Genomic DNA, 15,261 nt, shown 5'->3' on the forward strand with positions numbered 1-15,261 from the left:
TTAATAAATTTTGAAATAAGGGGATAGATCATGAAAAAAGAGCTCAGAGAATGGTTCGTTGCTATCATAGTGGCAATGATTCTCATCATTGTTATCAGACAATTTTTAGGTATTTCCTATAATGTCAAAGGAGAATCAATGGATCCGACTTTTAGAAATGATGATAGGGTCGTTGTGAGTAAAATTTCTAAAGAGTTAGGTCATATAAAGCGTGGAGATGTCATCGTACTTCATCATGATAAGAAACATGACTATATTAAACGGGTCATTGGTCAGGCTGGAGATAAAATCTCCTATAAAAATGATATTCTTTATATAAATGACCAGCCAGTTGAGGAAAATTATTTAGAAGAAAACAAGAAAAGTAAAATGTTTGAGAATTTAACGCCTGATTTTAATATTGAAACTTTGGAAAGTACAAAAGCTAAAGCTGTTCCCGAAGGAAAAATATTTGTACTTGGTGATAATAGATTGAATAGTTTTGATAGTGAAGAATTTGGATTTGTAAATGAAGAACAAATCGTAGGTAAAGTGGTACTTCGTTATTATCCTTTTAGAGAAATAAAAACGAATTTTGAAGCTGATCAACTGAGCAATATTGAAAAATAAAGAGCTTTAAACAAATCTCAACCTTCTATCAAATATCGAAGATTGAAGTTAATGTTTAAAGCTCTTGAATTTTAAAAGAATTTCTATTCATCATATTTCTGTGATGTTTCCCTGCTGTTTATTTTATAAATGATTATGTGCGAAGTTACCATGCACTTCAGTTGTTTCATAGACATTGATGAAACAGTCAGGGTCTATATTCTTACAGATTTGAATCACGTCTTTTAGTTCATACCGGGTTAATACCATCATGATGACTTGTCTTGGTTCATTGGAGTAGCCGCCCTGTGCATCCATCAAAGTCATACCCCGGTAAATATTTTCAATCAATGCGTCTTTAATCGCTTCTCCTTGTGTTGTGACAATATTGACTGTTAATTTAATATGAGAGGTGTAAATCGTATCAATTGCTTTGCCTGATATGAAAATAGACAGTAAAGTCAGTAAAGCAATGCCCCAGTCGAAGAAATAACCTGAACTTAAGACGATGATACCGTTCAGCAAAGTTAATATTAAGCCGATCGGCACGTTGCTGCGCTGTGAAATAATAATAGCGATAATATCCATACCACCGGTCGTTCCTGAAAATTTCAAGATGATTCCAATACCTACACCTAGCAGCATGCCACCAAAGACGACATCAAGCAGAGGGTTATCAGATACTTGAACAACGGGGACAAGCGATAGAAAGACTGATACCATAATGACGCAGAAAATAGTATTCCGCATCATCGATTTCTGTAGTTTCATATAACCTAGTATAAGAAGTGGCAGATTTAACAATATGTTAAGTAATCCTGTATCGACTTTGAAAAGGATATGGAACAGCAGTGCAAGACCACTGATACCGCTGCTTAATACACCGTGGGGCAGGAGGAACATATTAAAGCTGATAGCGATGATAAGTGAGCCTGCGACCGTGATAATGTATTTAAGTACGACTGAATTCATCAAAGTTACCTCAACTGTTTTCTTATATTATACCAAGAGTTGTAGCTTTTAGATTTCTGACAATTTATTTAAGAATCAGTGATAGAAATACACCGATAATGACTAAAGGTATAATAAATTTCAATAGAAAAATCCAAATTTTAAACAGCGGCTCCTGATAAGGCTTCGTCACTAGTTCACTATGCGCTATTTGTCGATCAAGTAAGTATCCAGTAAAAATGGAGAACAGGAAAGCACCGAGGGGCAGCATGATATTTGAAACTAGGTAATCCATATTATCAAAGAATGTACCCGCTAGAAACTTTGTGTTGCTGAGCAGACCAGATGATAAAGCAGATGGAATACCTAATGCAAAAACACCGATTGACAGTAATATGACAGCTTTGACGCGTTTATTGTTATCATTCTTCGTTGCATTCGATACATTGATTTCAAGCAGCGATATGGATGAAGTAATGGTCGCAAAGAAAAATAGCAGTAAAAAAATTAAATAGAATAGTTGTCCAAGTGGCAGCTGATCAAAGACGTAAGGCAGCACGATGAACAATAGCCCCGGTCCTTGTGCAGCTTCTATTCCGAGTGAGGCAGTTGCCGGAAATATAGCAAGCCCCGCTAGGATAGTTATTAAAATATTGAGCAGAACAACAGAAAGTCCTGACTGAGTCAGATCTGTTTTCTTATCAAGGTAAGATGCATAAGTCAGCATACCACCGAAACCTACTGATAAGGAAAAGAATGACTGACCCAGTGCAAACAATATACTGTCTGCTGATAGCTTTGAAAAATCCGGTTTTAGAAAGTAACTGACGCCTGTCATGGCATGTTCTAAAGTCAATGAACGAATAATGACAATGATGAAGGCCACAAATAACAAAGGCATCATTATTTTTGAAGCACGTTCAATACCATTTTGTATCCCTTTAGCGACAATCAGAGCGGTTAATCCGATAAAGAGCGCCTGTCCACCTAAAGCGTAGAGCGGATTACTGATCAAGCTGCCGAATACGCCTTCATAATCCTGCTGCTTTCCGCCGGTCACTAGAGCGAATAAAGTACGAATGATGTAGATCAATATCCAGCCGCCGATGACGCTGTAAAAGCTAAGTAAAATAAAAACACCTATGTTGCCGAGATGACCGATTAAATTATGTACACGGTTCCCTGTCAAATGACCAAAACTTCTCGTACTGTAAGTCTTACTGTGACGACCGATGACGAATTCTGATAGGAGTAATGGAAACCCGATCAGCATCGTGAAGAGGATAAAGATAACTAAGAAGGCAGCACCACCGTTATCTGCCATGACATACGGGAATTTCCACATTGCTCCGAGTCCGATTGCTGACCCTGCACTTGCAAGAATGAATCCTAACTTTGAACCCCATTGTGATTGTGTTTCCATTGTCCTGCCTCTTTTCTAAATGATTATTCAAACAAAAAAGACCCGGACATTAAATGCCGGGTCAATTTAGATACAAAAAAGACCGGGCAACTAATACTTCCGGCCTCACAAGATCAAGAAGCCGTCATAGATGACTTATATCTATGACGAGCATAAATATAAGCATTATGACAGCTGCCAACCTTTATTGAGTTGAGTGTATAATGACTTAATCATTGGTCTCTACCTCTTTTGTTAGAATTGTTTTCATATTAGCAATAATGAAAATTTTCGTCAAGGATATTATTATTTAATGTATATCAGTTTGAAATTAGTTGATAAAATTACAGAATGTATGTATAATTCATTAAAATGTTTTTAAAAACATACAAGTGAGGTGTAATTATGGAATTGAATAGAGAACTGCTGCTTTTTATTCTCCAGACGGTCAATCTTCACAAAACCAATCAATTGTCATTGGAACAATTACAAAATCTAACCGTCAATCAATTTTCAGATGTTTCAGAAGAAGTTTTTATTTTTCATTTTGAACATTTAACAGATAAATGCTATCTTTCTTATCATAATACTTTAAAAAATAATGAACGCTATATATATGAACTAGGTCTGACGTTTTATGGTAGTGCCGCATTAAATCAGCATGTGTCAAACAACCAATTTAATTAATGACTTTGTTGTACCCCCAAAAGTGAGAATGAAAATTAATGCTGGGGTACTTTTTTTATTTTAGCCGGGTGACTTACCGTAATAAGGGTATATACTAAAAGAATATACTTGAGGGGGAATGAACGTGAAAAAAGAAAATATATCGTATTGGACAAAATCATCACAATTTAACCAGTTTCCGCAGCTCACTCAGGATTTACAAACAGATGTACTTATTATCGGCGGGGGTATTGCAAGCATTCTAGCCGCTTATCAGCTTGCTAAAGCAGGACGAGAAGTGACAGTGCTGGAAGGTCGGCACTTGTCACAGGGAACTACTGCTGGTACTACAGCTAAAATTACTGCCCAGCATCATTTACTGTATCAGAACTTTATTAAACAGCGTAGTGAAGAAGAAGCACGACTTTATTATGAAGCACAGACAGATGGTATAAATGTCATAAGAAATCTTGCTGATGAGTATAATATAGATTGTGACATGGAAACGTTATCTAGTATTCAAGTCACTATCGGCGAAAGTGAAAAGAAAATCAGAAAAGAATACGAGGCATATCAAAAATTAGGTATTAATGGCGATCTTCATGAAAAAGATATGGGACTTCCATTTGAAACGACGATGGGTCTTGAAATGTATGATCAGGCGCAGTTCCACCCTTTAAAATTTTTAGCCGGCATGGTTGAAGTCTGTGTGGATCTCGGCGTCACCTTTTTTGAAGAGACGATGGTAAAGAAAATTGATGGTAATACAGTTGAAACAGAAAGTGGTCAGGAAGTATCATTTAATCAATTGATTTGTGCAACACATTACCCAATTGTAAATATTAAGCATAACTTACTCTTTCACCTTGAAATAGAAAGGTCTTATATTGTGGCAGTCAAAGATCATACGCCGATTCCCTATGCCATGTTTCAAGTGGCAGACATTCCTGAACGTTCACTAAGACACTATATTACTGAAGATGGACTGGGGTTACTAGTAGGCGGCGAAAATCATGTGACGGGTGCAAAGGATGATGTTGAAGTCGGTTATGAACGTCTTGCTTATGACGCAAAAGCACTGTTTAACGTCGATCACATTGAAGATAAATGGTCTGCCCAGGATATGATGACAGCTGACAAAATGCCGTTAATTGGCCGTTACAGCAAAAATGATGACCGTATTTTTGTCATCACCGGATTTAATAAATTCGGCATGGCTACTGCTGGTGTTGGTAGTCTGGTGCTCCGGGATTTGCTGATGGGTCAATCTAATAAATATGAAGAATTGTTGAAACCAAGTCGTATAGACACACTGAGCAGTCAGATAAAAGCAACAGCTAAGAAAGCCTTCAGTGCTATAAAAGGACAGACAAAGGCAGTCAAAGATTACCGGACAGACCGAGATGCGCTCCATACAGATGAAGCAGGAATTTTCTTGACAGATGGAAAATTTGAAGCAGTTTATAAAGATGACGAAGGAACAGAACATGCGGTCAGTCCATTCTGCACTCATATGGGATGTGTCCTTAGCTTTAATAACGGTGAAAAAACATGGGATTGTGCCTGCCATGGTTCAAGATTCGATTGTGACGGCAAAGTCCTGCATGGACCAGCCTCTACTGATTTGACTCAGCAGTAGTATAGATTACAGGAAGGAGGCATAGAATGTTTCTTGCCTGGAAAGAAGTAATATATAACAAACTTAAATTCAGTTTAATTATCGGTGTACTTGTACTGGTAGGCTACTTACTTTTTCTTGTATCAGGACTATCCAATGGTCTGATGAATATGAACCGGGAAGCCTTGGATAAATGGAATGGTGATGCCATTGTCATTACTGAAGAATCCAATCAAAACCTTGCCCAATCGATGATTGCTGCTGATGAGATAGATGGAGAATTCAACAAGAAAGCAGGAATAAAAAATACTGCTGTCATTGTCTCAAAAGGTGATGTTAAGCAGAATGCACTGCTGTTTGGCATTAGTAAGGATGAATTTTTAAAACCTAATATCATAGAAGGCGATATGTTCATAGATACCTTTGATGTGGTAGCTGACGATACACTGAAAGAAAAAGGCTATAAAGTAGGAGATACACTTGATCTGGCGGGAACAGATGACACACTGACCATTACAGGTTTTACTGACCGTTCTAAATATAATGCGGCACCTATACTTTATGGCAGTGGCAAAACAGTTGATATGTTAACTAATAATCGTACGAAGGACAAAGTGAATGCATTTGTCGTCAAAGATTCCAATTATATGAATGTAGCACTGGACGATGATCTTCAAGTTGTTGGAACAGAATCATTTATCAAGAAATTACCAGGTTATACAGAGCAGAAATTGACGCTCGACTTCATGAGCTATTTCCTATTTGCGATTTCTGCATTTATTATCGGGATCTTTCTCTATGTCATCACTATACAGAAAGCTCCGATATATGGTTTGTTGAAAGCCCAGGGCATCAGCAATGCATTTCTTGCACGTTCTGTACTATTCCAGACATTGATACTGGCAGTTATTGCTGTATTGTTTGCGCTCGGTCTCACAGTGCTGACTGCTTCATTTCTGCCGCCGGTGGTACCGATTATGTTTGATTGGAAAATGATTGCTATATACGGCATCACACTTATTATTACTGCTCTCATCGGAGGATTATTCTCCATCAATTCGGTAAGAAAAGTAGATCCGTTGAAACAGATCGGCTAGGAGGGATAAAATGGTATTAGAGTTGCAAGGTGTCAGCCGAAGTTTCGGCAAAGGTAATACATACGTCGAAGCGCTGAAACCGACGGATTTCTATCTGCAGCGGGGAGAAATGGTTGCTGTCATTGGGCCTTCCGGCTCTGGAAAGAGTACTTTCCTGACAATTGCAGGGTTACTGCAAAGTCCCAGTACGGGAGAAGTGGTCATCAATCAAACAAGTACAGAGAGCTTTAATGAAAATAAGCGCTCTAAAACACGTCTGAAAGAAATTGGCTTTATTCTTCAAGCTTCAAACTTAGTTCCATTTCTTAAAGTAAAAGATCAGCTGAAGCTGCTGGACAAAGTCAACAGTAATCATTTATCTAAGGCGGAACTTAATGAAAAACTTAATACGCTGGGTCTTCATGACGTAATGAACCAATATCCGAGCGAATTGTCCGGCGGTCAGCGCCAACGTGTCGCAATATTAAAAGCTATCTATACAAATCCTTCTCTTATCTTAGCTGACGAACCAACAGCAAGTCTTGACAGTGAAAAAGCATTTGCTGTCATCGAATTAATTCGACGTGAAGTGAAATCCATGGATAAAGCAGCTATTGTCGTAACTCATGATACGAGATTGACTCAATATTTTGATAAAGTGTATGAAATGAAAGATGGTTATCTTAATTTATTAGATAAAGAAAGGAATTAATATGTCACACCGGGAAGCATTTGTCACAGCGAGTGAAATATATGAGATGGGTGTACCTCCGCATATATTATCGCTCTGGCTGACAAACGATCTTATCCAAGTCGTCCACAAAAACAAGCTCGACCGCTTCTTCTGGAAACATGAAGTAGAAGAATTGATCAAGCGTTATCTTTAAACAACGTGCTGTCCAGTAAATATTGGACAGTATATTTTTCTGCCAGCATATATAGATGCTGCGTGAGCTCTGATTCTGCTGTATCAAGCTGTTCGAGAAGCATAAACGTGCGTTCTTTTTCTTCAGCTGTCGCTCGCTTCTTGAAATAACCCCATATATGTTGATAAGCATTGATTTTCGAACCAGTAGTCGGAGTCACCGCTTTTGCCTGATTAATCAAGTTGTCAAGTGCTGCATAGCTTGGCTGACCTTTCAATAAAGCTCTTATAGCTTCGTAACTGGTCTGGCTATGATACATGACTAAATACTTTTCTTCGCGCCAATATTTTTCCAGCTGCTGACGTTCAGTTGTCATTTCGAATAAATCTCATTCAGTGCAGACTGAATTTCTGGATAATCAAATGTAAATCCTTCTGTCAGCAATCTTTCCGGTAATACGCGCTGTCCTTCAGTCACCATGACTGCCTGATCGCCAAGAACTGCGTTCATCACTGGCCTCGGGACTGCTGTCCAATGAGGACGGTGAATCGCTTTGCCTAATGCACGGCCAAAATCGCTTTGAGTCGCAGGAACTGGTGCAGTGAAATTAAATATACCTGTTAACCGATGTTCATAAATGTAGAGTACGGCTTTAGTTAAATCGTCAATGTGAATCCATGACAGTACTTGTCTGCCGTCAGCTATATTACCACCGATACCAAACTGATACGGTTTCGCCATGACAGGGAGTGCACCGCCTTCATTTGACAGAATGACACCAAATCGACAGCAGGCAACTTCAATACCCATTTCTTTGATGGCATTCGTCTCATTTTCCCACCGACAGACAACTTCTGACAGAAAATTATGAGGCGTAAAAACATCTCTCTCCGTAAATGTCAGATGTTTAGTTGTAGGATAGTAGCCGACAGCGCTGGCATTAACAAAGTATGGCTTATCACCTGACTGCTCGAGGTAATAACGCAGTTTTTTAGTAGAACCTAAACGGCTTTTTAAAATTTCCTTTTTATATTCTTTAGTCCAGCGCTTGTTTAAGGAAGCACCTGCTAAATTAATAAGCAGATCAGCTTTTGGCATCTGCTGTTCCCATCCCTCTTTATCCCAGTTGATATAGGAAATGTTCTCTTCGTTGTCGTGATAAGACCGTGAAAGTATAACGACATGGAAATCGTCAGCAATCAGTTTTTTAGTCAGTGCTTTGCCTACTAAACCGCTGCCTCCGGAAATTACTGCTGTTTTAATCATATGAATTACTCCTTATCTATGTATCCAGAATAAATAGTCATTGTTAAATCAGTGACTTGTTCACATAGTTCTTCGATAGGCATACTGAAATTATTTGCTATCCATAAGTTATATGTAGAGATGATACCTGAAAGATAGAAAGTGGCTAAGATGTCAGCATCCACTGAAGCATTTACTTTCAAATATTTAAACTGCTGAACCAACAGCGGTTTAAATGAATGAATCTCCTGTTCTAGTATTTTGACACGAATTTCAGGATTGATCTGAGAGAAGATATGTTTATAGCTGTAAATAGTAGTCAGTACTTGCCATGTATTATCATATATTCGCTTTCTGACTTCTAATGAAGAAAAATGAGCAGGAACATATCTAAGGGCAAAGTAAATCTGTCTGTTACATTGTGCAATTAAATCTTCGAATAAAGCATACTTATCTGAGTAATATGTATAAAAGGTAGAACGTGTCACATCGGCCTCCTGGACGAGTGCTTTTATCGTAATATCTTCAATAGTGGCATGTCGGAGCATGTCATTCATGACATCGATAAGATGCTGTTTTGTTTTATGAAAAGGTTTATTGTTCAATGCCATCAGTTGCTTCCTTTCTGTCGCTCTCATATTCAACTATTACTAATTAAATTTTACCTTTAATATTGGAAATAATAAAACATTTTGTAAATGAAGTGTTTTGTTTATTTATCGGGTATAAATCATTAACAGGGAGGACTGCTTAATGAAAAACCAGGCATTTAAAGTAATTCGGTCAATTGAGAAACTTGGCGTCACAGATAAAGGGAAGAAACGAGCGCATGCACGCGGCATAAATTATAGATCAGAAGTAAATCTTAACGATGAAGGTAGAAGACTGCTTGGACATATGACTGAAGGAGTGGTAAGGCTATCAGATGCACCGCCAAGTACAAAATATCCGGCATGGAGTGTTTCTATCAAAGGTCTGTCAATTCATTTAGCAGGTAATGGGACCCCGGTTGATCTTGTATTCGTAACATTTCCTTACTTTCCATGGATCAAAGCTGATTCAATGGTAAGCATCGGAACATATGCAGTCGCACTTAAAGAACCTTCTGACTGGCAGGTTAAAATAAATCTCTGGAGAAAAATTCTTAAGACTGAAAACTTTAATCATCACTTGGGTAAATTTTTAATCCATTTTCCTCTCATAACATATCGTAAATTCAGAAAATATAATAACCTGCATTATTTTAAAACAGAGCAAGGAGATTTTGTAAGATTCCATGTGAAGTTTACCGCAGACAAAATTGTGCTATATGCAGAACGCTATGATGTACCAGCATCAATTGAGTGTATTAGACGTAATGGAAAAATACATCAAATTGGTTCTATTCATCTTAAAGAACGCATTGAAGAAGGAGTGCCTTATTTCGATGTTTTGCAAATAGGCAGTCATTTAAAGCCACTTGAAAGTGATGAAATACTGCAACTTAGACATTTCATGTACCGAATCTCATATGAACGTAAATTAAAAGAGCAGGAGGAAATGAGAAATGAATAGAAATAAGTTGGAAAAAATAGTAAACGATGTAGTTCAGGCATGTCTCGCAGGAGACAGGCATGACTTTAATCGATATTTAGATCCGCAGGTTCAGAATTCTTCACTGATAGAAACGGAAATCATTCAGCCGATACAGCGAGTGTTAAGTGAGCCGAATGCAAGTTATCAGTTGTCATTTGAAGATGATTATCCTTTTACAAGAGCACTTATTATGACTGATTCAAAGCAGCCGATAACCCCAGTTCCGTTAGACCAGCAGATTGCAGCTATTGACATAATATATGATGATGAATCAGAACAATATTTTGTAACGTTAAAATGACTAAAGAAATTCCAAACAAAGCCGGATGAAGTATAACACTTCATTCGGCTTTGTTTGTCATTATTTGATTAACTAACAATTAGTTTTTAAGATTTTTTTACTTTACTACGTCTACTTGTGAAGATTCCGACTGCAAGTATCGCAAGCAGCACTGCCCAGAAAATTACTTGCCACTGCCATGAATGAGGGAAGGCATGAGGAAGGATATGGATTTTATCGTGAGCCAGTACAAGCACGACCAATTTAATTCCTATCCAGCCGACAATAGCGAACGCAGCTGCTTCAAGACCCGGATATTGTTCAAGGACTTTAACAAAGTAATTAGCTGCAAATCTCATTAAAATCACGCCGAGCATACCGCCAACAAACATGACAGCAAACTGCCCGGCATTGATTCCGCCGATTTGACCACCTATCTCAGGAAGTGTAACAGCAATTGCAATGGCAGCCAGCATTGAATCAATAGCGAAGGCGATATCTGCGAGTTCAACCTTCAGCACGGTCATCCAGAAGCCACTGCCGTTTTTCTCAGCTTTTTCTTCAGCGATATCAGGTGTATGAACATCATCCGGATGGCTTTTTTTCTTAAAGTACACATATAAGTTTTTAGCAGACATAAATAACAGGTAAGCAGCGCCTAACGCCTGTACTTGCCAGATGTGGACCAGCAATGTGATCATGAAAAGAGAAGCTAGACGGAAAACAAAAGCCCCGACCAAGCCGTAGAACAATGCTCGTTTACGCTGGTCTTCAGGCAGATGCTTGACCATCACTGCCATAACGATAGCATTATCTGCTGCAAGTAAACCTTCCAGTAAAACTAAAACTAAAATAACCCATGCATAGGATATAATGATACTCGGATCCATAAGAATCCTCCTTTAATTAGAAATTTATGAATAAAAAAGACCCATGCCAAATAGAATTGGCAAAGGTCTCGCTAAACGTAAGTTCTACAATTCCGGAAGCATGAACTTCGTAATGACGGAATTATACAAGGTGGGCACCTTATGAGCTACTCCCCTTCGACATAAGTCTTAGGTATTCATTTAAACTTATTGTAACATAAGTACTAAGGTAATTAAATTAATACGAGCTATAAAAACCAATACGTTCAAAACCAAAGGAGAACTTACTATGGATTTAACTACAAAAATGACGATACACGCTTCTTCTCAAACTCTATACGAGGCACTGATAAACCCGGATAGAATCAGTAACTTCTGGTTTAATAGCAGTGAGCAATGGGCAGAGGGGAAAACCGTTCACGTGACTTATCCGGAGTATGCTGCTGCGTTTGATATAGATATTGTTCAGCTGCAAAGTAACCGCTTGATAGAATTTGAATGGCCGGCTGGCGGCAACGGAAACCGAGTAGTAATAGAGTTCATCGAAATGACAGATGTCACTCGAGTTGATATTACAGAATTAGGTTTACCGGATGATGCGGCACGTCTGATGGACCAAAAAGAGGGCTGGGTGTATATGCTTAGTTGCTTAAAAGCATATATAGAGCACGGCGTTACAGATTTAAAAGGACATTTATCAAAATAATATACAGGGTGAAGAGAAAGTTGCTGCCTTATCTATGTTTCTTATCAGGCTTAATGGGTAAAATTTGAATGTGAATGACATTTGTTTCTGTTATGGAATGACCATAAAGCAGTATAAGAAAATAAAATGACAAGGGGAACTTTACTAATGGCTAATGAAAAAGATAAACAGTTAGAATCAGTAACAGTTGACACTACACAAGAAGCGGCACTGACTACAAATCAAGGGCTTAAGATGGCAGAAGATGAATTTTCTTTAAAAGCAGGTGACCGTGGTCCGACTTTGCTGGAAGACTTTCACTTCAGAGAAAAGATGACGCACTTTGACCATGAACGTATTCCTGAAAGAATTGTTCATGCACGTGGATACGGAGCTCATGGCGAATTTGAATTATATGAACCACTTGAACAATATACTAAAGCTAAGTTTTTAAATGACACCTCTAAGAAAACACCGGTGTTTGTTCGTTTTTCTACCGTGGCAGGATCGAAAGGTTCTCCTGAAACAGTACGGGATGTGCGTGGATTTGCAACAAAATTCTATACTGAAGAAGGAAACTATGATTTGGTCGGGAATAATATTCCAGTATTCTTCATTCAAGATGCGATTAAATTTCCTGATTTAGTTCACGCTGTTAAACCTGAACCGCATAATGAAATTCCGCAGGCAGGAACAGCGCACGATACTTACTGGGATTTCTTTGCACAGAACCCGGAATCGACTCATATGACCATGTGGACGATGAGCGACCGTGCACTTCCTAAGAGCTTCCGGACAATGGAAGGATTCGGTGTGCATACATTCCGTCTGGTCAATAAAGAAGGAAAGTCCCATTTTGTTAAATTCCACTGGAAACCGAAGCTCGGCACACATTCACTTGTCTGGGACGAAGCGCAGATTATCGCAGGTAAAAATATCGACTTCAACCGTGAAGATTTATATGAATCAATAGAAAAAGGAGACTATCCTGAATGGGAGCTAGGTCTTCAGATTTTATCGGAAGAAGATGAGTTTAACTTTGATTTTGATATTCTGGATCCGACTAAAATCTGGCCGGAAGAAGAAGTGCCTGTAAAGATCGTCGGTAAAATGACGTTAAATCGTAATGTTGATAATGTCTTTGCTGAAACTGAGCAGGTCATGTTCAGCCCGGCTCACATTGTGCCTGGTATTGATTTCAGTAATGACCCATTGCTGCAAGGTCGTCTGTTTTCTTACACGGATACTCAGATTCTGCGTTTAGGCGGTCCGAACTTCCATCAGATTCCGATCAATGCGCCGGTCTGTCCATTTGCAAATAACCAGCGTGACGGGCTTCATCAGCACCAGATTCATAAAGGGATGACAAGCTATCATAGAAATGGTATCAACAATAATAATCCACATACAACACCAGTTGAAGACGGTGGATTTGAAAGCTATCATGAACGCATTGATGCGCATAAAGTGCGAGCTCGAAGTGAAAGTTTTAAAGACTTCTATTCTCAAGCGAAGATGTTTTTGAATAGTTTGACCGAAGCAGAACGGAAGCATTTAACAGATGGCTTCAGCTTTGAAATCGGCAAGTGTAAACTCGACTTCGTCAAACAGAATGCAGTCAACAATTTGAACAAAGTAGATAAGAAGCTGGCTGAAGAAGTAGCGCTACGAGTAGGCGCAGAAGTGCCAGCTGCTGATGAAGAAGTGAAAACAGATAAAGCATCTCCAGCAGTCAGCATGGAAAATACAGTTAAGAAGTTAGATACATTATCAGTAGCAGTAGTGGTCACTGAAAATTCAGACGTTGTAGAAGTAGAGACATTAATCAAAGATTTTGCAGCTCATAAAGTGAACTACAAATTAATAGCGAATCGACCCGTCAAACTATCTGAAGGTCTCAAGGTAACAGAGACATTTGATACAGTCCATTCAACGTTATTTGATGGTCTATTAGTGCTCGATGCAGAAGCACCACTTGCGCCGCCGTTAAAAGATTTTATTGAAGCCGCAAACCGTCATTATAAGACAGTTGGTTACAGCAGCAGAGTAGCACCGCTGATTGACACGACATCCGTAAAGAAAGATCAGCCGGGCATTATCGAAGTCAGCACTGCAGAATCATATTTGAACTTATTAGTCGTTCAGCGACATTGGGACCGTGTACTTTAATTCGTAGATAAAATATTAAAACAAAAGACCTGAGATAGAATTTTGAAATTCTATCTCAGGTCTTTTAACATTATGTTAACTTCTTCCTTTCAGCATGCCTTGCCAGTACATGAGTGGAATCATTTTCTTTTTCACGAAATAGAGGAAGTGGCTTGTTTTTGCCTGATCGATCGGCATAGATTCTTTTGGCTGGAGATCATAACCAAATTCAGCCATGATCGCCTCACCATATTCAGTAGCAATCGGGCAGGCGGTCATTCCGTTATAACGCGCTTTTAGTTTTCTTCCTTTCATCTGTGACACTAAATTTTTGGCAAGGACAGGCGCTTGTTTTCTTACAGCGGCTCCCATTTTCACAGTCGGCAGATTCGTGCAGTCACCAATGCCAAAAATATTCTGATGTCTGACATGCTGCAATGTATATGGATTGACGTCGAGCCACCCTGCTTCATCAACAAGGGTTGATTGTTTAATGATGTCCGGTGCGCTCATCGGTGGAGTGACTAGCAGCATGGAGAACGGGACTTCGTTTCTGACACCGGTCTTATAATTGAAGAAGGCCGCTGTTTGACGAGGTCCGTCAACTTTGACCAGCTCTTCGTTCAAATCATAACTAATATGCTTTTTAGTCAGCAGTTCCTCCAGTTTCTGACGATATTTCTCTACTGGGAAGAGCGTGTGATTGCCGGACTTCAGCATAAGATTAATTTGAGTTCTGTCATGCTGCTTAAAGAAATCCTTAAATGTAAAAAGCGAATTTTCAGGAGCGACACCGCCTTTAATCGGTGTGTTTGGTTTAGTAACGATGACATTGCCATCTGTTACTTGCTGCAGTGACTCATATGTGTAATCGACATAGTCGTATAGATAGTTAGTGCTGACGTGATTTTTACCGAGTGTTTCTGTCAGGCCTTCAATTTTGTCATAGTCCTGCTGAATACCGAGTGCGATCACTAAATAGTCATAAGTCACTCTTAAATTATGATCAAGTGTGATAATCTTTTCGAGAGGTTGAATACCTGTCACTTTCTGTTGCGTCAATATTGCGCCATTTGGAACGACGCGCTGCATCTTTTTACGGCTATGTTCTTTACGGTCAGCGCCGCTGCCAACTAGTGGCCATGCAGGTTGATAAGCGTGGTAATCTGCATGGTCGACAATAAGTAATTTGTTTTTCAAACGTGATTTCTTCAGTAACCTGGCTGCAACGGAAATACCACCTGAACCGCCGCCTAATATAATCACTTTATAATGCTGTTTCATAGTGTTTC

Annotated in this window: 17 protein-coding genes; 10 read left to right on the plus strand and 7 right to left on the minus strand. The window is 38.9% G+C overall.

Translation table 11 applies throughout. From position 1 onward, the window contains the following. Positions 1–30 precede the first annotated feature (30 nt). Positions 31–609: a signal peptidase I gene (gene lepB / locus ERX29_RS01795; RefSeq protein WP_133442976.1), complete on the plus strand. Its 579-nt coding sequence runs from the start codon at positions 31–33 to the stop codon at positions 607–609. A gap of 123 nt (positions 610–732) precedes the next feature. Here lepB and ERX29_RS01800 read toward each other — a convergent pair whose 3' ends face one another. Further along, the gene (locus tag ERX29_RS01800) at positions 733–1,560 is read right to left on the minus strand and encodes a YitT family protein (protein ID WP_133442977.1); all 828 of its coding nucleotides are present in this window, start codon (positions 1,558–1,560) and stop codon (positions 733–735) included. Between the two features lie 64 nt (positions 1,561–1,624). Further along, positions 1,625–2,962 carry a sodium-dependent transporter gene (locus tag ERX29_RS01805; protein ID WP_133442978.1) on the minus strand — a complete coding sequence of 446 codons (1,338 nt, stop codon included), beginning with the start codon at positions 2,960–2,962 and terminating at the stop codon, positions 1,625–1,627. A gap of 384 nt (positions 2,963–3,346) precedes the next feature. Between ERX29_RS01805 and ERX29_RS01810 the strand changes: the two genes are divergently transcribed. The 5 genes from ERX29_RS01810 (at position 3,347) to ERX29_RS10930 (ending at position 7,188) form a co-directional block, all read left to right on the plus strand. Next, complete coding sequence (locus tag ERX29_RS01810; RefSeq protein ID WP_133442979.1) at positions 3,347–3,628, plus strand: hypothetical protein; 282 nt, start codon at positions 3,347–3,349, stop codon at positions 3,626–3,628. A 124-nt stretch (positions 3,629–3,752) separates the two neighbouring features. Beyond that, positions 3,753–5,246: an FAD-dependent oxidoreductase gene (locus ERX29_RS01815; protein WP_165981030.1), complete on the plus strand. Its 1,494-nt coding sequence runs from the start codon at positions 3,753–3,755 to the stop codon at positions 5,244–5,246. A gap of 26 nt (positions 5,247–5,272) precedes the next feature. Further along, positions 5,273–6,322, plus strand: a complete 1,050-nt coding sequence (locus ERX29_RS01820) for an ABC transporter permease (protein WP_133442981.1) — start codon at positions 5,273–5,275, stop codon at positions 6,320–6,322. 10 nt (positions 6,323–6,332) lie between these two features. Beyond that, positions 6,333–7,013 (plus strand): ABC transporter ATP-binding protein, encoded by a 681-nt coding sequence (locus ERX29_RS01825; protein WP_133442982.1) that lies wholly within the window; start codon positions 6,333–6,335, stop codon positions 7,011–7,013. 1 nt (position 7,014) lies between these two features. Beyond that, positions 7,015–7,188, plus strand: coding sequence for a hypothetical protein (locus ERX29_RS10930; protein WP_165981031.1), 174 nt, complete (start codon positions 7,015–7,017; stop codon positions 7,186–7,188). On the opposite strand, the gene ERX29_RS01830 is transcribed toward ERX29_RS10930, so the two are convergent. The 3 genes from ERX29_RS01830 to ERX29_RS01840 are packed head-to-tail and all read right to left on the minus strand — an operon-like array spanning position 7,172 to position 9,050. Continuing rightward, a complete protein-coding gene (locus ERX29_RS01830; protein WP_133442983.1) occupies positions 7,172–7,543 on the minus strand; it encodes a DUF1722 domain-containing protein in 372 nt (123 codons plus the stop codon). The two genes, ERX29_RS10930 and ERX29_RS01830, sit on opposite strands and share 17 nt — an antisense overlap. Then, on the minus strand, positions 7,540–8,433 hold the full coding sequence (locus ERX29_RS01835; protein WP_243719940.1) for a TIGR01777 family oxidoreductase: 894 nt from the start codon (positions 8,431–8,433) through the stop codon (positions 7,540–7,542). The genes ERX29_RS01830 and ERX29_RS01835 overlap by 4 nt, the downstream gene beginning before the upstream one ends. Positions 8,434–8,438: 5 nt before the next feature. Further along, entirely contained in the window at positions 8,439–9,050 is a 612-nt protein-coding gene (locus tag ERX29_RS01840) for a TetR/AcrR family transcriptional regulator (protein WP_133442984.1), read from the minus strand. Positions 9,051–9,165: 115 nt separating this feature from the next. On the opposite strand from ERX29_RS01840, the gene ERX29_RS01845 reads away from it, so the two are divergent. Together ERX29_RS01845 and ERX29_RS01850 are read left to right on the plus strand one after the other, a co-directional pair. Beyond that, positions 9,166–9,966: a hypothetical protein gene (locus ERX29_RS01845; RefSeq protein WP_133442985.1), complete on the plus strand. Its 801-nt coding sequence runs from the start codon at positions 9,166–9,168 to the stop codon at positions 9,964–9,966. Next, a complete protein-coding gene (locus ERX29_RS01850; RefSeq protein WP_133442986.1) occupies positions 9,959–10,288 on the plus strand; it encodes a hypothetical protein in 330 nt (109 codons plus the stop codon). Before ERX29_RS01845 ends, ERX29_RS01850 begins: the two co-directional genes overlap by 8 nt. 86 nt (positions 10,289–10,374) lie before the next feature. Here ERX29_RS01850 and ERX29_RS01855 read toward each other — a convergent pair whose 3' ends face one another. Further along, positions 10,375–11,157: a TerC family protein gene (locus tag ERX29_RS01855; RefSeq protein ID WP_133442987.1), complete on the minus strand. Its 783-nt coding sequence runs from the start codon at positions 11,155–11,157 to the stop codon at positions 10,375–10,377. Between the two features lie 268 nt (positions 11,158–11,425). Between ERX29_RS01855 and ERX29_RS01860 the strand changes: the two genes are divergently transcribed. Both ERX29_RS01860 and ERX29_RS01865 read left to right on the plus strand, forming a co-directional pair. Next, entirely contained in the window at positions 11,426–11,842 is a 417-nt protein-coding gene (locus ERX29_RS01860) for an SRPBCC domain-containing protein (RefSeq protein WP_133442988.1), read from the plus strand. Between the two features lie 147 nt (positions 11,843–11,989). Further along, positions 11,990–13,990: a catalase gene (locus tag ERX29_RS01865; protein WP_133442989.1), complete on the plus strand. Its 2,001-nt coding sequence runs from the start codon at positions 11,990–11,992 to the stop codon at positions 13,988–13,990. A gap of 75 nt (positions 13,991–14,065) precedes the next feature. On the opposite strand, the gene ERX29_RS01870 is transcribed toward ERX29_RS01865, so the two are convergent. Continuing rightward, entirely contained in the window at positions 14,066–15,253 is a 1,188-nt protein-coding gene (locus tag ERX29_RS01870; RefSeq protein WP_133442990.1) for an NAD(P)/FAD-dependent oxidoreductase, read from the minus strand. Positions 15,254–15,261 lie beyond the last annotated feature (8 nt).

The organism is Macrococcus lamae, assembly GCF_004359545.1.
Taxonomy (GTDB): domain Bacteria; phylum Bacillota; class Bacilli; order Staphylococcales; family Staphylococcaceae; genus Macrococcus; species Macrococcus lamae.